At 30.7% G+C, this 20,476-nt stretch carries 21 protein-coding genes; 9 read left to right on the top strand and 12 right to left on the bottom strand.

Going from position 1 to position 20,476, the window contains the following annotated elements; genetic code table 11:
• Window positions 1-5 precede the first annotated feature (5 nt).
• Entirely contained in the window at window positions 6-761 is a 756-nt protein-coding gene (locus tag C8N26_RS05065; protein WP_120186326.1) for a DJ-1/PfpI family protein, read from the top strand.
• Between the two features lie 15 nt (window positions 762-776).
• Here C8N26_RS05065 and C8N26_RS05060 read toward each other — a convergent pair whose 3' ends face one another.
• The 4 genes from C8N26_RS05060 to C8N26_RS05045 form a co-directional block, all read right to left on the bottom strand.
• Window positions 777-1,496 carry a tRNA1(Val) (adenine(37)-N6)-methyltransferase gene (locus tag C8N26_RS05060; RefSeq protein ID WP_120186325.1) on the bottom strand — a complete coding sequence of 240 codons (720 nt, stop codon included), beginning with the start codon at window positions 1,494-1,496 and terminating at the stop codon, window positions 777-779.
• A gap of 170 nt (window positions 1,497-1,666) precedes the next feature.
• A complete protein-coding gene (gene mnmD / locus C8N26_RS05055) occupies window positions 1,667-2,326 on the bottom strand; it encodes a tRNA (5-methylaminomethyl-2-thiouridine)(34)-methyltransferase MnmD (protein ID WP_120186324.1) in 660 nt (219 codons plus the stop codon).
• 7 nt (window positions 2,327-2,333) lie between these two features.
• Entirely contained in the window at window positions 2,334-2,753 is a 420-nt protein-coding gene (locus C8N26_RS05050) for a hypothetical protein (protein ID WP_028892426.1), read from the bottom strand.
• Window positions 2,753-3,265: a DUF4920 domain-containing protein gene (locus C8N26_RS05045; RefSeq protein WP_028892425.1), complete on the bottom strand. Its 513-nt coding sequence runs from the start codon at window positions 3,263-3,265 to the stop codon at window positions 2,753-2,755. The genes C8N26_RS05050 and C8N26_RS05045 overlap by 1 nt, the downstream gene beginning before the upstream one ends.
• A 119-nt stretch (window positions 3,266-3,384) precedes the next feature.
• Between C8N26_RS05045 and C8N26_RS05040 the strand changes: the two genes are divergently transcribed.
• Window positions 3,385-4,434: a branched-chain amino acid aminotransferase gene (locus C8N26_RS05040; RefSeq protein WP_120186323.1), complete on the top strand. Its 1,050-nt coding sequence runs from the start codon at window positions 3,385-3,387 to the stop codon at window positions 4,432-4,434.
• A 67-nt stretch (window positions 4,435-4,501) separates the two neighbouring features.
• The gene (locus C8N26_RS05035; protein ID WP_120186322.1) at window positions 4,502-5,515 is read left to right on the top strand and encodes a TlpA family protein disulfide reductase; all 1,014 of its coding nucleotides are present in this window, start codon (window positions 4,502-4,504) and stop codon (window positions 5,513-5,515) included.
• A 45-nt stretch (window positions 5,516-5,560) separates the two neighbouring features.
• Here C8N26_RS05035 and C8N26_RS05030 read toward each other — a convergent pair whose 3' ends face one another.
• Window positions 5,561-5,947, bottom strand: coding sequence for a pyrophosphohydrolase domain-containing protein (locus C8N26_RS05030; RefSeq protein ID WP_028892423.1), 387 nt, complete (start codon window positions 5,945-5,947; stop codon window positions 5,561-5,563).
• Window positions 5,948-5,974: 27 nt separating this feature from the next.
• A complete protein-coding gene (locus tag C8N26_RS05025) occupies window positions 5,975-6,706 on the bottom strand; it encodes an SDR family NAD(P)-dependent oxidoreductase (protein WP_120186321.1) in 732 nt (243 codons plus the stop codon).
• Window positions 6,707-6,745: 39 nt separating this feature from the next.
• Here C8N26_RS05025 and C8N26_RS05020 point away from each other — a divergent pair, with 39 nt between their 5' ends.
• Window positions 6,746-6,958 carry a hypothetical protein gene (locus C8N26_RS05020; RefSeq protein ID WP_231517319.1) on the top strand — a complete coding sequence of 71 codons (213 nt, stop codon included), beginning with the start codon at window positions 6,746-6,748 and terminating at the stop codon, window positions 6,956-6,958.
• Between the two features lie 81 nt (window positions 6,959-7,039).
• Here C8N26_RS05020 and C8N26_RS05015 read toward each other — a convergent pair whose 3' ends face one another.
• Window positions 7,040-9,073, bottom strand: a complete 2,034-nt coding sequence (locus tag C8N26_RS05015) for a dipeptidyl-peptidase 3 family protein (protein WP_120186320.1) — start codon at window positions 9,071-9,073, stop codon at window positions 7,040-7,042.
• 47 nt (window positions 9,074-9,120) lie between these two features.
• Entirely contained in the window at window positions 9,121-9,681 is a 561-nt protein-coding gene (locus tag C8N26_RS05010; protein WP_120186319.1) for a DNA-3-methyladenine glycosylase I, read from the bottom strand.
• Window positions 9,682-9,781: 100 nt separating this feature from the next.
• On the opposite strand from C8N26_RS05010, the gene C8N26_RS05005 reads away from it, so the two are divergent.
• Both C8N26_RS05005 and sppA read left to right on the top strand, forming a co-directional pair.
• Window positions 9,782-10,213 (top strand): DUF6146 family protein, encoded by a 432-nt coding sequence (locus tag C8N26_RS05005; RefSeq protein WP_120186318.1) that lies wholly within the window; start codon window positions 9,782-9,784, stop codon window positions 10,211-10,213.
• A gap of 62 nt (window positions 10,214-10,275) precedes the next feature.
• Window positions 10,276-12,021: a signal peptide peptidase SppA gene (sppA, locus tag C8N26_RS05000; RefSeq protein WP_120186317.1), complete on the top strand. Its 1,746-nt coding sequence runs from the start codon at window positions 10,276-10,278 to the stop codon at window positions 12,019-12,021.
• 175 nt (window positions 12,022-12,196) lie between these two features.
• On the opposite strand, the gene C8N26_RS04995 is transcribed toward sppA, so the two are convergent.
• The 3 genes from C8N26_RS04995 to C8N26_RS04985 form a co-directional block, all read right to left on the bottom strand.
• Window positions 12,197-12,676 (bottom strand): hypothetical protein, encoded by a 480-nt coding sequence (locus C8N26_RS04995; RefSeq protein WP_120186316.1) that lies wholly within the window; start codon window positions 12,674-12,676, stop codon window positions 12,197-12,199.
• Between the two features lie 87 nt (window positions 12,677-12,763).
• Entirely contained in the window at window positions 12,764-13,450 is a 687-nt protein-coding gene (locus C8N26_RS04990; protein ID WP_120186315.1) for a response regulator transcription factor, read from the bottom strand.
• 2 nt (window positions 13,451-13,452) lie between these two features.
• Window positions 13,453-14,832, bottom strand: coding sequence for a sensor histidine kinase (locus C8N26_RS04985; protein WP_147418482.1), 1,380 nt, complete (start codon window positions 14,830-14,832; stop codon window positions 13,453-13,455).
• Between the two features lie 222 nt (window positions 14,833-15,054).
• Between C8N26_RS04985 and C8N26_RS04980 the strand changes: the two genes are divergently transcribed.
• Window positions 15,055-17,451 carry a TonB-dependent receptor domain-containing protein gene (locus C8N26_RS04980; RefSeq protein WP_120186313.1) on the top strand — a complete coding sequence of 799 codons (2,397 nt, stop codon included), beginning with the start codon at window positions 15,055-15,057 and terminating at the stop codon, window positions 17,449-17,451.
• Between the two features lie 86 nt (window positions 17,452-17,537).
• On the opposite strand, the gene metK is transcribed toward C8N26_RS04980, so the two are convergent.
• Window positions 17,538-18,791, bottom strand: a complete 1,254-nt coding sequence (metK, locus tag C8N26_RS04975) for a methionine adenosyltransferase (protein ID WP_120186312.1) — start codon at window positions 18,789-18,791, stop codon at window positions 17,538-17,540.
• Window positions 18,792-19,111: 320 nt separating this feature from the next.
• Between metK and trxA the strand changes: the two genes are divergently transcribed.
• Together trxA and C8N26_RS04965 are read left to right on the top strand one after the other, a co-directional pair.
• Complete coding sequence (gene trxA / locus C8N26_RS04970) at window positions 19,112-19,429, top strand: thioredoxin (RefSeq protein ID WP_028892415.1); 318 nt, start codon at window positions 19,112-19,114, stop codon at window positions 19,427-19,429.
• A gap of 78 nt (window positions 19,430-19,507) precedes the next feature.
• Window positions 19,508-20,428, top strand: coding sequence for a DUF58 domain-containing protein (locus C8N26_RS04965; RefSeq protein WP_120186311.1), 921 nt, complete (start codon window positions 19,508-19,510; stop codon window positions 20,426-20,428).
• Window positions 20,429-20,476 lie beyond the last annotated feature (48 nt).

Below are 20,476 nucleotides of genomic sequence, written 5' to 3'. Positions count from 1 at the left end.
TACGCATGAAAAATTTAAGTATTATCTCGCTACTGATTTTTACAATTATTACTGTTAGCTGTAATTCAGAAAAATCAAAAACCAACAAAAAAACTGACGAAGTTGAAAATGTTATGTCTCCATCTGATACACTAACTAAACACCTAAAACCATTTAACCCTGATCTTCCAACTATTGGACTTTTAATGTTTAACGGAGTTTTACAAGGAGAAGTTATAGCAACGTCAGATGTTTTTGGTAAAGTAGATAAAAAAGGTAAACAACTTTTTAATGTAGTTACTATAGCTGAAACAGCTAAACCAATTACCACCGAAGAAGGAATGCATTTTGTTCCTGACTATACTTTTGATGATTGCCCTAAATTAACAGCTCTATTTGTACCAAGTGCTTACGATATGTACGCACAAGTACACAACAATAAAGTAGTAGATTTTATAAAAACAAAAAATCAAGAGACCCAATACACTGTTAGTAATTGTGCTGGAGCTAATTTAATTGGTAAATCTGGTATAGCTGATGGTCATAAAATTGTAACATGGATTGGTGGTGGTGAGCAACTACAAAAAGATTACCCTAGTTTAAAAGTTCAAAACGATAGCTTGGTAACTTTTATTAAAGATGGTAAGTTTTTATCTTCAAACGGAAATTTAGCAAGTTATATTTCGGCGTTAGAACTACTCGAAATTATGACAAATACTGAACACAGAAAATTTATTGAAAGCTATTTATACCTTGATAGACTTAAAAACTGGAAAGAATAACACTTACTTTAAAGCTTACATCTTCAAATAAAAATCTTTTGTAAGATTAATATAGACATCAGTATACTGGTGCCTTTTTGTTTCTATTATCAATTCTTCTTCTTGAATTGAAGTTTCTACAAAAGATAATTCTAATAAACTTCTTTTTACCTCTGTATCAGGTGTTCCTTTTACACGACAAACTCTGTTTAGATATAAATCATACTTTTTAGCTAGCTCTACAAAGTTTTCTTGCTCTTTGAATGGTATAATTGTTGAAAACCTTCCGTTTTCGGACAATATTTTACTCACTCCCTTTAATAAGTCTTCAAAAGACAACGAACTCGTGAATCGAGCTTTATTTCTCGCTACATCTTCTGTTTCGTAATTATCTGTATAAAATGGCGGGTTGGATACAATAACATCATATTGTTCTTCCTCTTCTGCCATTTCTTCTGCAAACTCTACAAAAGAAGCATTATAACAAAAGAGTCTGTCTCCCCAATCTGATTGTTCAAAATTTTCAACGGTTTGCTCATAGGCATTTTCATCAATCTCTACCGCATCAATCGTCATGGCATCGCTACGTTGTGCTAACATCAAAGAAATAACTCCTGTTCCTGAACCTACATCTAATAACATATCAGGAAACTCTCCTAAATTACACCACGCTCCTAACAATACAGCATCGGTACCAATTTTCATTGCTGTTTTATCTTGATGTACTGTAAACTCCTTAAATTGAAATGGCTTCATTTATAAAAATCTACTTAGAATATTTTCTGCATTGAAAAACAAGTACAACACTATAATTAATAAGATTACTAGAAACAATCCTCTTTTAGGATTTCCTTTTTTTCTATTACCAAAACGTCTTTTAAACTCCATTTGTTTGTTTTCTAATTTCTACACTAATTATAAAAATATTACTTTCTAACTTTCGTTGCTCGAAGCATTTCTCTTTTTCCTGGTGGTCCTGGTAAACGTTCTACATCAAACCCTACCGCTTGCATTGCACGTCGTACACTTCCTTTTGCTGAATAGGTTACTAATACTCCCTCAGCTTTTAGAGCCGAAAACATAATTCGAAAAATATCTTCTGTCCACAAATCTGGCTGCACCCTTGCTCCAAAGGCGTCAAAATAAATCAAATCAAATTGATTTTCATCTGTAATTTCAGAAAAAAATTGCTTGCGCTTTGTTAGCGAAAAATTATTAGTAATAGCATGCTTTGCTTCCCAAGAAACTTCATGTATTTTATTAAATAATTCTTGCTTCTCTTCAGCCTCTAATTCTACTACGTAATTTAGCTTTTCAACTTCTTCTTTAGCTACAGGATATGCCTCTACTCCTACATAATCAATATCTTTTCTTGCTTCCAATAACGTGATAAAACAATTAAGACCAGTACCAAAACCGATTTCTAAAATTGAAATTTTCTCTTGATCAACATACTTCAAGCCGTTTCTAATAAATACATGATATGCTTCTTGTATTGCACCATGTTTAGAATGATATTGTTCATTCCATTCTGGTAAGTGAATGGTTGTAGAACCATCGGACGTTATAATTATTTCTCTTTTAATTACTAAATTATTTAATTAATAATTTTTTAATTCTAGGTATAGGTCCTCTACAAGTAGTTTCATGACAGGCAATACAACTATTTATTGCTTGATTAAAGTTTTGCTTTAGTGAATCTTGTGAACCGCTGTATACCTGTTGCATATTTTGTATATACAATTTTGAAAAAGCCTCAAAACTAGCATTTCTATCTGCAGGATCAGTTAAAACTGCATCATGAATATTGAGGTAAATATCAGGGAAATTCCCTATGCTATCTCCTTCTAAAATCTTATTCTTAACTGTCATATTACCTTCATACATAGCATTCATTAAAGCTGCCATTTCTGAAGATTGATACATAATTAGTTCTTCTTTGGGTTGCTTTATTTCTTTTTTACAAGAAAAAAGAAATAAAGCTATACATAACAATTCTAAAACGTTCTTCATTACTTTTTCATTAACACTCCATCTGCTTCAAAAGCATATGTGTATTTTGGTTCAGTAATTTGAGCTATTTCTTCTTCTGATTTTCCAGCATCTTTAGCATAATGTTGTAATTCATCTACTGAAATTTCAGTTACATAAGCCTTACCGTTTACTACTACTTCTTTTGCATCTGCATTTAATGGCATAAAAAATCCGTAATCTTTGAAGCGTACCATAGATTCTTGCTCTTCCCCTAAGTCTAACTTCATCCAACAACCTTTTTTCTTACATACTTCGTTTATTGTAGATGCAAATTTTACATTTAAAGTATCTCCTGCTTTAAGGTTTTTGAATTTTGCTCGCATTTCATCTGCAGAAATTGCATCAGCATCTGTAATCTTTTCTCCGAAAGATGCGTATTCTATTTTCTGCACTTCAGTAGTATTTGTAGCAGATTTCTCTTCTTTCTTTTCAACTTTACACGAACTAAGCGCCACACTTAAAACCATAGCAACAACTAGTAGTCTTTTCATTTTCAAAATTTTAAAATTAATACTCAACAAATATACTTATTATTTCTTCAAACAATAAGCCACTCTAGAACATACCACTAGATTTTGTATCTTCGTAGCACTTCTAAAAACAACACACAATGAATATTGATATTGAGCTTATACAAGAATCGAAAATAGATAAAGTAGATTTTAACAACTTAGCGTTTGGTCGTGTTTTTTCTGACCATATGTTAGTTTGTGATTTTAAAGATGGTGAGTGGAAAACTCCTAAAATTATGCCTTACGGACCAATGACTTTTGAACCTTCGGCAAGAGTTTTTCATTATGGACAAGCTGTTTTTGAAGGAATGAAAGCTTATAAAGATGATAACGATGATGTTTTTTTATTTCGCCCTGATGAAAACTTTCACAGAATTAATAAATCTGGAGAACGCTTAGCAATGCCTCCTGTACCTGAGAATGTATTTATGGAAGGGCTAAAAAAATTATTAGAAATTGACGGTGCTTGGATTAAAAAAGGATTTGGAAACTCGTTATACATCCGTCCTTTTATTATTGCTTCTGAAGGAGCTATTTCTGCTTCTCCTGCTGAAGAATACAAATTCATCATCATCTGTTCACCTGCACAATCATACTATGCTGGAGAAGTTCGTGTTCTTTTTGCTGAAAAATATAGTCGCTCTGCCGATGGTGGTGTTGGATTTGCAAAAGCAGCAGGTAACTACGCTGCACAGTTTTACCCAACTAGTTTAGCTCATAAAGAAGGATACCAACAAATTGTTTGGACAGATGCTAACACACACGAATATCTTGAAGAAGCAGGTACTATGAATGTGTTCTTCAGAATTGGTAACAAACTTATTACCGCACCAACAAACGATCGTATTTTAGATGGTGTTACTCGTAAATCAATCATTCAACTTGCTAACGATTACAATATTGACATAGAGGTACGAAGAGTATCTGTGACTGAAATAAAAGAGGCTGCAAGAAAAGGAGAATTAAAAGAAATTTTTGGTTCTGGTACTGCTGCAGTAATAAACCCAATTAAAGGTTTTAAACATCAAGATGAAACTTTTGAATTACCAGACATGGAAGATTCATATGCTACTTTTTTCAAAGAAAAATTACTTGGAATTCAATATAACAAACTGGAAGACAAACATAACTGGAGAATGAAAATTTAGTTTTTTCATTTAAAAAAGCTATATTAGTGGATAATATTCAGTTTTTGAATAGAAAAATCTAAATAAAATGAGAAATATAGTACCAGCATTATTATCTATAGGAATTGGTTTTGCTATTTCTTTTTTTGGTTTACAAAGTTACTCGAACTCTATATCGGGTAAACCTATTTTCGCTATAAACGAAACCGTAGACACCCAAGAAGAAACTCAACTTCCTGAAGAGGAAGAAACAACTGATACAGAAGATACGCAACAAGAAATTAGCACGGATACTAATGAGGAAACTCCTTCTGTCGAAGAAACAATTCCTGAAGAGGATACTCACGAAAATAGAGAAGAAGATGAAGGGGGAGAAGGAGATCCTATAGAAGTTGAATCAATTACTTCAACTTCTTATGATTCTAATGATATTCAAAAGAGTTTTGATAATTGGGAAGCCTATACAAAAGACAATATTGATTTAATGGCTACTTTTACTCCTTTAGATGAAAAAGGAGCTACTATCGAAAAAGGTATTTTCCTAACATTATTACGTACTGGTGCTTATATTCCTGTTAAATCTGTAAAAGAAGGAAAAACACAATACCAACTGACAAATATCAATGATACTTCTGATGAAAAAATAAAGAAGTCTATTACTAGTAAAGCTGCTATAGCTCATCAATATTTTAAAATGGAAGGGAAAAAACTTCCTGATTATAATTTTGTTGATTTAAAAGGGAAAACACATAACAAAGCTGATACAAAAGGCAAACTACTAGTAATTAAATGTTGGTTTATTACTTGTAAAGTATGTGTAGAAGAGTTTCCTGAATTAAATGAATTGGTAGACAAATACAAGGATGAAAAGATTGAATTTGTTAGTTTAGCTTTTGATAAAAAAGACGAATTAGTTGAATTTTTAGAAACTAAAGAGTTTAAATACCCTACTATTCCTGAACAAAAGGATTACATGGCAAAAAAACTAAAAGTTAAGCAATACCCTACACATTTAATTGTTGATTCTAACGGTGTTATTATTAAAATGGTTAACAATGTAAAAACCTTAACATCAGAATTAGAACGAATTATGGGTAAATAACATGGAAAACAAAATATAAAAAAGCTTCTCAAAAGAGGAGCTTTTTTATTTATCTAAAATTTCTTTAATGTTTGGCTTAAAGTAATTAGGTCCTTTCAATACTTTTCCATCTTCACGATAAATTGGCTTACCATCTTCTCCTAACTTGCTCATATTACTTCGTTGAATTTCATTGAATACTTCTTCTATTTTATGTTGCATTCCATGTTCAATTATAGTTCCACATAAAATATACAGCATATCTCCTAAAGCATCTGCTACCTCAACCAAATCATTATTTTGAGCAGCCTCTAAATACTCTTCATTTTCTTCTTTCATTAAATTAAAACGAAGTAAGTTTCGTTCTTCTCCAATGTTCGCTGTTGGCTCATTTTTTATTCCTAACCCAAATGCTGAATGAAATTCATGTACTGCTTCAATTCGTTTTTTCATTGTAATTAATCTGTTTTATATATTAGTTTATGTTGCTACTTTTAAAATCCTTGCTGGTACAATTTTTAGTACCCAAGCAATAAGTCTCCATCTTTTTGATATATATGCAACACGTTTTTTTCGTTTTATTGCTGAATATATTTGCTGCGTAGCTTTTTCTACAGGTACCATCCAAAAAATGCCATCACCCAACGCCATTGCTGTATCCACAAATCCTGGACGAATATCTGTAATAAAAACTTTTTTTGTTTTGATGGATTTTGTTTTGATATACAAGCTCTCTAAATATGCTTTTTGATACGCTTTTGATGAGAAATAATCTGGCGCTGCTCTATTTCCTCTAATGGATGCTATAGATGAAATTCCTACCAAATGTCCAAAACCTTGTTTTTTAAACTGTTTATATGCCAAAGCATACAACTTTGTTACTCCTAAAACATTCGTGTTAATAGTTTGTTCTTGTTTATCCCAATCTAATTTTGGGTTTACAAAACCAACTCCTGAAGACTGTATCACTAAATGAACTTCTCCTAGCTCATTCACCATTTCATTAAACACTTTTTCAACCTCATCTACTTGCTGAATATCATTCTGCTTTATAATTACCTGATTCGGATAAGTATTCTTTAACTCTTCAAGCTTTTCTATTCTTCTACCAGTAACTGCAACTATATAATTATCTTTTATTAAGATTTCTGCTAAACTCTTACCAATACCTGAAGTGCCTCCAAAAATAATTGCTGTTTTAGTTTTTTTCATTCTAAAATCATTCTTTAACTTTGCTAAAAATACAATTTTATGTTTATACTTATTGCTGCTAAAATGTTTACTACGGGCAGAATCATTTTTGCTAGTTTATTTGTAATAGCTTTTATCGTTTTGATGTATTTCAGCTATAAAAAGGATGCTAAAAACAATAAAAAACACTACCAAAACGGTGCTTTATATGTAGCCATAGGAATAGCAGTAGTTATTGCGCTGTTGTTTTTATCTAAACTATTAACGAAATAACACAACCGCTTAAGGTTTCATTATAAAACAAAAAACCGATTCTTTTCAGAATCGGTTTTTATTATTTAAACTTTTAACTTCTTAATTTTTTACTGGTAAGAAATTATAGTTTTTAGCGTAGAAATTCATTTGTTCTTCAAACGTTTCTGGTTGCTTGATCTTAATATCGGTGATATTTCCTTCAGCATCCATTACTGGCTCTAATACTGGATTTACAAATCCGTTGTAAGGAGCAGATGTAAACTGTGCATTACGATCTAAAACTTCTTTATGAATATTTTGATCTACTTTTACTCCGTAACCTTCTACTAATGCTTTTGCCGCTTCAAAATCTCCTTCTGATTTAATTCTTTGCGCTTCTTTTAATAAACGACCAAAAATCTCACGAAGCTTCTCATAATCGTTGATATTATAATATGTCTTACCATCTCTGGTAACTTTTTCAATTACATTATCTTTTGCTCCTTGTTCAAAAGCCCAAGCTGAAACCCATTGACGGTTTACCATGTGGTCTTCTTCAATATCATCTCCTAAGTTAATTCTGATTAACTGAGTCATTAATCCATTTCTGATATACCCGTCATAAGCAGCTTTACCAACTTTTTGCCAGTCATCAACTAATCCTAATTCTTGTAATTTAGAATCCATTAAATAATACAACCCAACTAAATCTGCTCTACCCTCTTCCATTGTAGAAGCATAATTTTTTAAAGTTTCTTTTGGCTGCCCAATTCCTTCATTAATTACACCTGAAGCATGTCCGATTACCTCATGTAATGCTGTGTGTAATTTATCCGCTAACTTACCATATTTGATCTCTAAATCAATTTCTTCTTGATCATTAGCAAATTCTTTTAAACGTCCAGTTCCCCCAGCATTGTTATATGAACCTATAATATTTCCTAACGATACTGATTTAGAACCATGTTGTTGACGAATCCAGTTATTGTTTGGTAAATTCACTCCAATTGGAGTACTTGGAGACGCGTCTCCTGCTTCACCTGCAACATTTACTGTTTTATATGATACTCCTACAACATCTTTCTTTTTGTGACTTGGATCTAACGGAGAATTATCTTCAAACCACTGTGCATTGTCTGATAATACTTTCATTTTTTTAGACATATCAAAGTCTTTGATTTGTACGATTGTTTCGTACGAACCTCTGTACCCTTTAGGATCATTATAAACTTCAATAAAACCATTAATCCAATCAATATTTCCTTCTGTAGATTCTACCCAAGCAATTGCATATTCATCCCAAGTATGTAAATCTCCTGTTTTATAGTATTCGATTAACAACTCTAACGTTTTGGCTTGCTTTTCGTTTTCTGCTACTTCTTTAGCTTTTTCTAACCAATAAATAATTTTATCGATTGCTTGTCCGTACATTCCCCCTGACTTCCACACTTTTTCAACTAGCTTTCCATCTTCACGAACTAATTTAGAATTTAATCCAGCCTCAATTGGTTGTCCTTCTGGTCCTTTATCTGCTTTCGCATAAAAATCTTCTACATCTTTACTAGTAATATCAGCTCCGTAAAAATTTACTGCTGATGCTAATACATTATCAACTCCTGCTTTCTTGTTTACTTTTTTAGCATCTTTATCATTGAAAATAACGTCTAATGCTTCAGCAGATAACTCAGTATTAGTTTCTTTTAATAACGTTCCTAAATATTCTTTAGAAAATGTAGGTTTTAACTTGTCGTTAGAGTAATGATGGTGAATTCCGTTTGAAAACCATACTCTTTTTAAATAAGTTGTAAACGCTTTAAAATCTTCGCTTTCTTTATCTCCTTTAAAGTTACTATTGATGTTTTCTAAAGCTGCTCTAATTTCTAAGTTGTGACGATAGTTTTGATCCCACATAATATCACGTCCAGATAAACCAGCTTGTGTTAAATAATACACCAACTTTTTTTCTTTAAGCGTTAACTCATCAAAACCAGGAATTTGGTAACGTAGTACTTTTATATCAGCAAATTGCTCTACAACATATTCAAATTCTTTTGCTTTTTTTTCAGCTACTTTAGGCTCTTTTTTGGCTTCTGTTCCGCATGAAGTTAACACTCCAGCTGCAACAACTGCACAAAGCATTTGTTTTAGTTTCATTTATAATAATATTTAGTTTATTTTTTGGGAGGCTAAAATTACGAAAATTAAACTTCATGGTATCTGAAGCAATCAGTTGTGTGATCATTAACCATACCTGTAGCCTGCATATGTGCATAAATTACTGTGGATCCTACAAATTTAAATCCACGCTTTTTTAAATCTTTTGAAATCGCATCAGAAAGCTCTGTGGTAGCCGGGACCTCTTCCCTTTTTTCAAACTTATTTATTATTGGTTTACCGTTTGTAAAATCCCAAATATATTTTGAGAACGACCCAAATTCCTCTTGCACTTTCATAAACAATTGTGCATTAGTTATTGTAGCTTTTATCTTTAGTTTATTCCTTATAATCCCTGCATCTTGAAGCAACTCTTCATATTTACCTTCAGAGTATTTTGCTATTTTTTTGTAGTCGAAATTATCAAACGCCTTTCTAAAGTTTTCTCTTTTCTTTAAAATCGTAATCCAACTTAAGCCTGCTTGAAAGGTTTCTAATATTAAAAACTCAAACAATTTATCATCATCATATACGGGTACTCCCCATTCATTATCATGATACTCAATATATAATGGGTCATCACTAACCCAAAAACATCTTTGCTTCATATTCTTTTATTTAATGCTGAAAATTACTGTTAAACAAGTTAAAAATCAATGAATTTCGGAATAATTTTTGCAATTTTATAGTTACTAAACTCTATTGATTATGAAAACATTACAACATATTTTAGCTCTCAGCATCATAGGAATTATGTTATGGGCTTGTGGCTCTTCCCCTATAAAGAACACTTCAAACACTAATGAAAAACCTGTTGTTATTGCTAATGACAGTTTAGAATACGAAATTATTATTATAGACCCTGGTTTTACTACTTATTTAAACAGTATAGCCAAACCAGAAGGTTATTATTCGCAAACGTATTTAGAAAATAAAAATCGTTTGTATGTTATAAATTGGAATTATAGAGCACAAAATCCATTACAATTCAATCCTAATATTTATGAAAACGTAATTGATTACAGTCCGCATATAGATTATGGTTACGAAGTAAACTACAAACTATTCAATTATTTTGAGTTTGCTCAACGTAAATACAAGATGAGCTTAGGTGCTGGATCAACTAGATTTAGCAGGTAATTTTAACTTGAAAAGCATCTTTGTAAAAACTGTATATTTGCTCAAAAAATCAACCCAATAACATGAAATTTTTAAGAAATCTGTTAGCCTCAGTTCTTGGCTTTTTTATTGCCCTTTTTTTACTATTCGCTTTCTTTTTTGCAGTAGCTTCTATTGTCGGGGCCGAAGAGCAAATTGTAGTTAAATCAAACTCTGTTTTAGAATTAGATTTATCAACCCCAATTAAGGATTATGCTCCAAAAGAAGACAATCCTATTGCGGAAGCATTAGAATTAACCGAAGAAAAATTAGCTTTAGACAAAATTATTAACGCTATTGAAAATGCTAAAACTGACGATAAGATTAAAGGAATTAGTATAAAAACAACCTTTGTTAATGCTGGTATTGCACAAACACAAGCTATTAGAAAAAAGCTGAAAGAATTTAAAGAGAGTGGTAAATTCATTTATGCTTATAATGACATTTACACTCAAAAAAACTATTATTTAAGTTCTGTTGCCGATAGTTTATTCTTAAACCCAGTAGGCGCTATCGATTTTAGAGGTTTATCTACTGAAATTTTATACTTCAAAGATTTTGAAGATAAATATGGTATTAAAATGGAAGTTGTTCGTCACGGTAAATATAAAAGTGCCGTTGAACCATTTTTAGAAAACAAAATGAGTGATGCAAATCGTGAGCAAACTACCTCTTTTTTAAAATCAATTTGGTCAGAAATTACTGAAGATATTAGCAACAGCAGAAACATTTCAATTGAAGAATTAAATAGTATTGCTGACAATTCTAACGGAAGAAGCGCTGAAATAGCATTAAAAAACAAACTTATTGACGCTTCTATTTACGAAGATGAATATCAAGAAAAACTAGCGTTAGGATCTGATGAAAAAGTAAATACTATTTCTATAGAAGACTATATCAACTCAGGAAAAGGAAGAATTTCTTCTACAGCTAAAAATAAAATCGCGGTGATTTACGCACAAGGTGATATCATCTATGGAGAAGGAAACGAACATTATATTGGACAAGGAATTATTAATAAAGCTATTAAAAAAGCCAGAAAAGATGACAATGTAAAAGCTATTGTACTTCGCGTAAACTCTCCCGGAGGTAGTGCTTTAGCTTCTGAGTTAATTTGGCGTGAGTTGGAATTAACCAAGAAAGAAAAGCCTTTGGTGGTTTCTATGGGTAACTTAGCCGCTTCTGGTGGATACTACATTGCTTGTAATGCTGATGAAATCATAGCTGAACCAACAACTATTACAGGATCTATTGGTGTTTTTGGTGCGATTCCTAACTTTAGTCAGTTTGCTGATAATATTGGTATCAATGCAGAACAAGTATCTACTAACAATAGTGCTTCTTACAGTGTGTTCGAACCAATGAATCAGAAGTTCTACGATGTAACTAAAGAAGGAGTTGAGCAAATCTACACTACTTTCGTTAACCGTGTTTCAGCAGGACGTAACATGACTTTTGAGCAAGTAAACGAAATTGCGCAAGGTAGAGTTTGGACAGGTAAAGAAGCTATTGAAAAAGGCTTAGTTGATCAATTAGGAGGATTAGAAGACGCTATTAAAGTAGCAGCTGAATTAGCTGAAGTTGAAAACTATAGAGTTCGCAACTACCCTAACTACAAAACTGACTTAAAAGACGCTTTACAAATGAATCCTTTTATGAAAGCTTCTAAAGAAGAAATCTTAAAAGAAACAATGGGTGATGAAAATTATCAGCTATACAACAACATTCATAAAATGAAAAACTTAAAAGGAATTCAAGCTAGAATCCCTTTTATATTTCAAGTGAAGTAAAACTGATTTTACATTATTTTTAAACAAAAACGAAGGGTAATACCCTTCGTTTTTTTATCTTCTCCTCCAATATACTATTTCATTACTTTTCCTTTACTGAGTTTAGATTCTTCCTAGCTCTATCATGAGCCTTCTTAGCCTGTTCTAACCTTTTTTGAGCTGCTAAAAGTTTTCTTTATTTAACTTCCTTTGGCGTTTCTCCTGAAATGATATACTTCAAGTCTTCACCTAATTTTTCAATTTTTTGCTGAAATTCTTTTGAAGTCATGTTTTTATCTACATACATTTTCACTTGACCTTCAAGTAATTTACATTCAAAAACATTTCTATCATTTTTTTCAATTTTCCAAAAATAAGCATCGTACGATTTTAAAAAATTATCTTCAAAAAACTCCTTAATTAACCGTTTTTTTATACTCTCTGTTAAAGCATCATTAAAGCGGGCTTTAAACCGGTATATTGAATTATGGTTTTTAACTGCAATCGTATGAGAATCTCTTTCTCCTTTTTGATTACTAGTATAACTATTTGATGTATGAGAGCTTACAGATACTGTATTCGTACTTGGTGTAACGGGTGGAACAGGTGTACTTTGTGAAAATCCCTTTTCTGAAATAAACATTACGCATGCTGTGATAAATACTAATTTTTTCATGATTACTTTTTTAAATTTTAGACAATAAATCTCCTAGAATGAAAGGCTCATTCTGTTTATTTTAATAAATTATATTGCTTATTTTACTTAATGAATCGTTTTAAACTCTAAACCAACACCTCTTATACTCTCAATTTTTATAGACGGATCTTCTATAAAATATTTACGCAACCGACTTATAAAAACATCCATACTTCTTCCTGAAAAAAAATCGTCATTTCCCCAAACTGCTTTTAGTATTTCTTCTCGTTTTACCAACTGATTCTTGTTTTTATATAAAAACTGAAGAAGTAATGATTCTTTTTCTGTAACTCGTTGTGTCTTTTTTTTATGCATTAACAACAAAGTTTGGGTATCAAAATTATAACTTCCTATCTCTATTATAATTTGTTGTTGCTTTATCGTTGTTTTTTGGCTTCGCTTTAGTATGTTTTGTAGTCTAAGAATTAACTCATCGACCTCAAAAGGTTTTACAATATAGTCGTCTGCCCCTAGTCTTAATCCTTTTATTTTATCTTCTTTTTGGTTTCTGGCTGTTAAAAAAACAAATGGTGTTTCTGGCTGTAATACTATAATTTTTTCAGCAAGAGAAAATCCATCTAATTTGGGCATCATCACATCTAAAACACAAATTTCAAAATTATTTTTTTGAAATATTTCAAATGCTTCTACTCCATTTTTTGCCCAAGTAACCTGAAAACTATGCAGTTGTAAATATTGCTGTAATATGCTTCCGAAGTCTAAATCATCCTCTGCTAATAAAATCTGTGTCATTTTTATATTGGAATATTAATGATTATTGTTGTTCCTTTTCCTTTAGCACTGTGTAAATCTACAGTTCCACCATGAGCTTTTATAATTTGATGCACGTAAAACAATCCTAAACCCAAGCCTTTTACATCATGCACATTGGTGTTTTCCACTCTATAAAACTTCTCAAAAACCTTTTGCCTATGTTCTTTAGCAACACCTATTCCATCATCTTCAATAGTTATTTTAAAATAATTACCTAATGTTTTGGTACTCACTTTTAATTTATTACTTCCATATTTCACAGCATTGTCTAACACATTTAAAATAGCTGTCGCAATATGAAATTTATCAATGTACAATTGAGTATCTAACTTATTAAAACAGGCTGTTACCAAAATAGAACTTTTAGAGAGCTTATAATCATTTATTAAGTTTTGAAGAAATAACTTACTAGACACATTGGTTTTATCCAACACAATCTCTTTTATCCCTAAAGAATTATTAATTACCTGATCTACAATATCTTGCAAGCGAACCCTCTGCCTATCGATAGTATTCACAGTACTCAGTACAATAGCATTATCTTTAACACTTTTTTCTTCTTGTATTGTTTTTGTTGCGATACTTAATGTAGCTAAAGGTGTTTTTAACTCGTGTGTTATATTATTAATAAAGTCGGTTTTTACATCGGTAATTTTCTTTTGTTTTATAAAAGATGATAGTGCATAAATAAACAATCCTATTACGGTTAAAATAGATAAGATTGATAGTGATAATATTCCTATCATTTCTTGTAACACAGCAGTTCTCCATTCAGGAATATCAATATAACTCATTGACTTTATTTCTAGATGAATTTTTTCTTCTGTAACCAACAAACTATCTCCGTCTTTTCTAGATATACTTTCACTATTCCATTTTCCACTATTAAAACCAAATTTCGTTTTAGGGTTCAATACTTCTCCAAACAATAAAAAGCCATCACTTTTTGGAGATACGATAGTATCGTTCATTATATTTCCTAACAATACAACGCTTGTTATTTTTTCTTGATATTTTACGGGAGATTTTAGTTCAGATTTTTGTGTTTTTTGATTAAAATAATCCATAAAATCTTTGTTGATACTATCGTTAAACTGAGAAAATTGAGTAATTAATTGTTCTTTTGAAAATATTCCTTTTTTATACTGTTTAATTAATTTTTGAGTTTTTGCCAAGTACGCTTCATCCCAATCATCTTTCCGTTCATTTATTTCAATAAACCTCAATTCCTTTTTCACTTTTTTAACATAAGCGTCTTTTTGTAATTGAAATGTATTAGATATTAAGTAATACTGTATAATAGAAAGTATTACAATTGCTATTACCGAGGCTATAATTAATATCTTTATTGTTGTTTTCATTACCTCAAAAATACATGAAAAAGAAAATAAAAAAGGTTTTTTTACCTGTGTTAACCTTGCATTAACTATTAAAGATCTTCTATTTCTCAAAAACAGTACGGGGCTTAAATTCTGTTAATAAACCAAGTACTTATTAATTTCTGCATTAACCTAGCATTAACTTATGGTTAACCAATCTTCTTACTAAGATTATTCAATTTTGCTACATCAAAACACATAATCATGAAAATAATACAATCACTCTTTATTATATTTTGGTCAGCTCAAATAACTGCTCAATATTCATTTTCTGGAGAGGTAATAGATAGCGCTAAAAATCCTATCTCATTTGCTAATGTAATACTGTTACATACTACAACAAAAACTATTTACAAAGGGAATATTACCGATGAAAATGGAAAATTCTTTTTTAATAATATTGAAGCTAACACTTATGAGCTACGCGTGAACTTTATTGGTTATAAAGAGGTTTCTAAGGTTATAAAAATAGAAGACAACAAAAAACTAACACCTATTACCCTTGTAGAGGATTTAGAAACATTAAACGAAATTCAAATAAACACCAAAAAACCTACTATAAAACGCAAAGTAGATCGTTTAGTTTTTAATGTAGAAAATACTATTTTATCAACAGGAAATGCTTGGGATATTTTAAGAAAAACTCCAGGAGTATTAGAAAGAAACGGTAATTTAACTATACGAAATTCAAGCAATATTATTATTTTAATTAACGATAAACGAGTGTATTTATCTAATAATGATTTAAAAGATTTACTAGAGGGTACTTCGGCTCAAGATATTACTGCTATTGAAGTAATTACGAATCCACCAGCTAAATATGAAGCTGAAGGAAATGCTGTATTAAATATTAAAATGAAAAAAAATGCTATAAGTGGTTACAAAGGAAAAATAGGCACTTCGTACAGAAAAGCTCGTTTTTCTTCAGGAAATATAAATACCTCTCATTATTTTAAAAATAACAATGTAAACCTATATGCAAGTTACTCATATAGCAAAGGTAGAGGAAATCGCTTGGAAGAAGAAGTTATTAATTTTGACCAAAAAGATACGGGTGAAAAATATCATTCTTTTTTAGATAGAAATTCGTGGTACAGCACACATAATATTCGATTGAATTCAGAATTTTACATCAATAAAAAAAGTAGTCTAACCTTAGGTGGTCAGCTATATTATAGTCCGAAATGGAAAGGACGTAACCTTACAGAATCTAATGTTTTAAGCAATACCAACAACAGTATTCAATCTTCATTTTCAACATTCAATCTGTCAGAAAATTTCACTAAGAATTTAGGACTAGATATTACATATGAATGGTTACTTTCTGAAAAAGAAAAATTAAATATAAGTGGGCATTTTACAGATTATAAAAGGACTGGGAACCAAGAAGTAAAAACTGATTTTTTTGATATTGACAAAAACCTTACAAACAATACGACTTTTGAAACACTTACTGGACAAACCACCAAAATTTACAATTCTCAATTAGATTATGAGTATAAAAACGACAAAACCAAATTAGAAACTGGAATAAAATACGCAACAATTAACTCTGAAAGTGATTTAAAACACTACATCCTTTCAAACAATCAATTTATAATAGATAATAGTAAATCTAATATGTTTTCATATACCGAAAACAACATGTCTGGCTATGTAAGTTATGAAACTTCTTTTAATAAAATTAATTTTAAAGCTGGTTTACGTGGAGAATACACCTCTCTAACAGGAAATTCTGTTACCTTAAATCAAATAACCAATAATCATTATTTTAAACTATTTCCAACTCTTTATTTACAATATACCCCTAATGAGGCACATCAATTAAGTACTACTTATGGTAAACGAATTACAAGACCTAATTATTCTTCTTTAAATCCTTTTAAATTTTATTATAGTGATTATTCTTTTTATCAAGGAAACCCCAAATTACAACCTGCAATTACGCATAATTTAGAATTACAATACAGCTTTCATAAAAAATATAATTTCGACGTCTATTATAGTCATGTATCTGACTATATCACTGAAATTAACTTTCAAAATAACAACACAAACACTTTACGTTATTCATTTGTTAACATTCCTAAAAACATAAGTTATGGAATAAATTTTAATACTAATTTTAATATTTCTGACCGATGGAGTTTCTATACACAACATAGTTTGTATTACAATGAAGATCAATTTACAGCTATTGAAAACAACAACCAATTAGTAAAAAATAGTATTTGGGGCTATTATGGATATGTAACCACAAACTACCAGTTTTTAAAAGATAAAAGTTTAACTGCTGAATTAAGTTTTTATAAAGTTACTGATGGAATTCAAGGCTCTTTAACAATAGAAGGAAGTGAAGATTTATCTTTTGGACTTACTAAAGAATTATTTAATAAAAAAGCAAAATTATCTGTACAACTATCAGATATTTTAAAATCTCAAATAGTAAAAGTTTCTACTAATTATTTAAATCAAAACAATTATTTTATAGATAATATGGAAACGCAATATGTTCGGGTAGAGTTTACTTATAATTTCGGAAACCAATCTTTAAAAAAGAAAAAGGAAGAAAAGAAAATCGATGAAAAAAACAGACTATAGTGCTCTTAAATCAATAAAAAAACTCCATTTTTAACTTAAAAATGGAGTTTTTTTATTCATAAGTTTCTTACTATATCTATATTCTTTTACAAACCGAAACTTTCTTTTACTTTAGATACATAATCTAATTTCTCCCAAGTAAACAACTCTACATCTAATGTAATGCTTTCACCGTTAGGTTGTGTAAAGGTTTTAGAAACTACTTCATTTGTACGCCCCATATGTCCGTAAGCAGCAGTTTCACTATACATTGGGTTTCTTAATTTTAAACGATCTTCAATTGCGTGTGGACGCATATCAAAAATTTCAGAAACTTTTTGAGCAATCTCTCCATCAGTTAAACCAACTTTTGATGTTCCGTAAGTATCTACAAAAATTCCCATTGGCTCCACTACTCCAATTGCATACGATACTTGTACTAATACTTCATCAGCAACTCCAGCCGCCACTAAATTCTTTGCAATATGACGGGTTGCATACGCTGCAGAACGATCTACTTTACTTGGATCTTTTCCTGAAAATGCTCCACCTCCATGTGCTCCTTTTCCTCCATAAGTATCAACAATAATCTTACGACCAGTTAATCCAGTATCTCCATGAGGTCCACCTATTACAAACTTTCCTGTTGGGTTTATATGATACTTGATATCATCATTAAACAACGCTTGAATTTTTGGAGTTAATTGTGCTTTAACTCTAGGAATTAAAATTTCAACAATATCTTTTCTAATTTTTGCTAACATTGTTTCATCATCAGCAAAATCATCATGTTGAGTAGATACTACGATAGCCTCGATACGTTGTGGTACATTATCATCAGAATATTCAATTGTTACCTGACTTTTAGCATCTGGACGTAAATAAGTAATTTCTTTATTCTCTCTACGAATTACTGCTAATTCCTTTAAGATGATATGTGATAAATCTAACGCTAACGGCATACAATGCTCTGTTTCGTTAGTTGCATATCCAAACATCATACCTTGGTCTCCTGCTCCTTGCTCTTCTTTAGAAGCTCTATCCACCCCACGGTTGATATCATCTGATTGTTCGTGAATTGCTGATAAAACCCCACAAGAATTTCCATCAAACATATATTCTCCTTTGGTATAACCAATTTTATTGATTACTTCACGAGCTATTTTTTGAACATCTAAATAGGTTGATGACTTTACCTCTCCAGCCAATACAACCTGACCTGTTGTTACTAAAGTTTCACAAGCAACCTTAGATTCTGGGTCAAATGCTAAAAAATTATCTATTAAAGCGTCAGAAATTTGATCTGCTACTTTATCTGGATGTCCTTCAGAAACACTTTCCGAAGTAAAAAAATATGACATAAAAACTTCTTTTTAAATTAACTAAAAGAAAAAACTTGGATTGCTGAGTCGCTAAAAGGAGTAGAAAATTACTGCTTTAGCATTTTTATTCTGAACTATTGTTCATTGAGGTTGCAATCAGTCAAATTTTTCCTCAAATAAATATTGGTGCAAAGTTATAGATTATTTTACACACATAAAAACAAACTAAGCTTTAAAAAATAGAAAGTATTGATACTATGATAATAAAAAGTAATTTTTGTAAAATTGCATTGGAAAAATATTTGCTTACTTTTGTGCTGTACAAAGTAAGATAATAACTTAGATAAAACATATATAAAATGGCATTAGAAATTACAGATGCTTCTTTCGAAGAAGTAGTATTAAAATCTGACAAACCGGTATTAGTAGACTTTTGGGCAGCTTGGTGTGGACCTTGTAGAATGGTATCTCCTATCGTTGATGAAATTAGTAATGAATACGACGGTAAAGCTGTTGTTGGTAAAGTAGATGTAGACGCAAATCAAGAGTTTGCTGCTAAATATGGTGTAAGAAACATCCCTACTGTATTAATTTTTAAAAATGGTGAAGTTGTTGACAAACAAGTAGGTGCCGCTCCTAAAAAAGCATATACTGATAAAATTGATGCTGCTTTATAATATATAAATAGTATTTTAATTTGATATTATAGAAAAGGTTTAGCAATTGCTAAACCTTTTTTTTATCTTCGAAACTATATGATTGATCTTAAAAACACGACTTCTGAACTAAAAAACCTCGAATTACTGGCTAAACAAGTAGTAGAAGGTTTTATAACAGGTATGCACAAAAGTCCGTTTCATGGATTTTCGGTTGAATTTTCTGAACACAAACTTTATAATAAAGGAGAAAGCACTCGACACATTGATTGGAAGTTGTTTGCTAAAACTGAAAAGCTATACACCAAAAAATATGAAGAAGAAACAAATCTTAGGTGTCATTTAATTATCGACAACTCAGCTTCTATGCATTACCCTATCAGCAAAAATCAATCAGTTGATAATTTGAATAAAATTGGCTTCTCTACAGTTGCTGCAGCTTCTTTAATGGATATTTTAAAAAGACAACGCGATGCTGTTGGGTTAAGTATTTACTCAGACACTTATGAATATTACGCTCCTGAAAAAGGAAGTGAACGTCACCGTAAAATGCTTTTGAATCAATTAGAGCAGTTATTATCCTCTAAATCTGACGCCACAACGGAAACCTATCAATACTTACATGAAATAGCTGAAAAGATTCATAGGAGATCTTTGATTTTCTTATTTACAGATATGTTTCAGACTAATAAAAATGAAGAAGAGCTTTTTGACGCGTTACGACATCTAAAATTTAATAAACACGAGGTTGTCTTGTTTCATACCTATGATAAAAAAACAGAGTTTTTGTTTGATTTTGACAATACACCAAAAAAATTTGTAGATATTGAAACTGGTGAAGAAATAAATTTATACGCCGAAAATGTGCAACAAAAATATCAAGAATTGAGCAGCTTTTTTTTCAAAAACCTAAAAAACAAATGCTTACAACACAAGATAGATTATGTTCCGGTAGACATAAACGAGGGTTATGATAAAATACTTACCTCCTATCTTATCAGCCGACAGAATTTTTTATAAAATATCTCTTTTTTATTTAAAAAAAGGTTATATATTTGCATCCGCTTA

This window comes from Tenacibaculum lutimaris (genome assembly GCF_003610735.1).
Lineage (GTDB): Bacteria > Bacteroidota > Bacteroidia > Flavobacteriales > Flavobacteriaceae > Polaribacter > Polaribacter lutimaris.
Note: the sequence above shows the minus strand (reverse complement) of the source record. Positions and strands in the feature narration are given on the sequence as shown.

Excerpts from the sequence above, each read along its gene's own strand:
- C8N26_RS05065 (WP_120186326.1), top strand. The coding sequence starts at position 6 with ATGAAAAATTTAAGTATTATCTCGCTACTGATTTTTACAATTATTACT.
- C8N26_RS05060 (WP_120186325.1), bottom strand. The coding sequence starts at position 1,496 with ATGAAGCCATTTCAATTTAAGGAGTTTACAGTACATCAAGATAAAACA.
- C8N26_RS05050 (WP_028892426.1), bottom strand. The coding sequence starts at position 2,753 with ATGAAGAACGTTTTAGAATTGTTATGTATAGCTTTATTTCTTTTTTCT.
- C8N26_RS05045 (WP_028892425.1), bottom strand. The coding sequence starts at position 3,265 with ATGAAAAGACTACTAGTTGTTGCTATGGTTTTAAGTGTGGCGCTTAGT.
- C8N26_RS05040 (WP_120186323.1), top strand. The coding sequence starts at position 3,385 with ATGAATATTGATATTGAGCTTATACAAGAATCGAAAATAGATAAAGTA.
- C8N26_RS05035 (WP_120186322.1), top strand. The coding sequence starts at position 4,502 with ATGAGAAATATAGTACCAGCATTATTATCTATAGGAATTGGTTTTGCT.
- C8N26_RS05030 (WP_028892423.1), bottom strand. The coding sequence starts at position 5,947 with ATGAAAAAACGAATTGAAGCAGTACATGAATTTCATTCAGCATTTGGG.
- C8N26_RS05025 (WP_120186321.1), bottom strand. The coding sequence starts at position 6,706 with ATGAAAAAAACTAAAACAGCAATTATTTTTGGAGGCACTTCAGGTATT.
- C8N26_RS05020 (WP_231517319.1), top strand. The coding sequence starts at position 6,746 with ATGTTTATACTTATTGCTGCTAAAATGTTTACTACGGGCAGAATCATT.
- C8N26_RS05015 (WP_120186320.1), bottom strand. The coding sequence starts at position 9,073 with ATGAAACTAAAACAAATGCTTTGTGCAGTTGTTGCAGCTGGAGTGTTA.
- C8N26_RS05010 (WP_120186319.1), bottom strand. The coding sequence starts at position 9,681 with ATGAAGCAAAGATGTTTTTGGGTTAGTGATGACCCATTATATATTGAG.
- C8N26_RS05005 (WP_120186318.1), top strand. The coding sequence starts at position 9,782 with ATGAAAACATTACAACATATTTTAGCTCTCAGCATCATAGGAATTATG.
- sppA (WP_120186317.1), top strand. The coding sequence starts at position 10,276 with ATGAAATTTTTAAGAAATCTGTTAGCCTCAGTTCTTGGCTTTTTTATT.
- C8N26_RS04995 (WP_120186316.1), bottom strand. The coding sequence starts at position 12,676 with ATGAAAAAATTAGTATTTATCACAGCATGCGTAATGTTTATTTCAGAA.
- C8N26_RS04990 (WP_120186315.1), bottom strand. The coding sequence starts at position 13,450 with ATGACACAGATTTTATTAGCAGAGGATGATTTAGACTTCGGAAGCATA.
- C8N26_RS04985 (WP_147418482.1), bottom strand. The coding sequence starts at position 14,832 with ATGAAAACAACAATAAAGATATTAATTATAGCCTCGGTAATAGCAATT.
- C8N26_RS04980 (WP_120186313.1), top strand. The coding sequence starts at position 15,055 with ATGAAAATAATACAATCACTCTTTATTATATTTTGGTCAGCTCAAATA.
- metK (WP_120186312.1), bottom strand. The coding sequence starts at position 18,791 with ATGTCATATTTTTTTACTTCGGAAAGTGTTTCTGAAGGACATCCAGAT.
- trxA (WP_028892415.1), top strand. The coding sequence starts at position 19,112 with ATGGCATTAGAAATTACAGATGCTTCTTTCGAAGAAGTAGTATTAAAA.
- C8N26_RS04965 (WP_120186311.1), top strand. The coding sequence starts at position 19,508 with ATGATTGATCTTAAAAACACGACTTCTGAACTAAAAAACCTCGAATTA.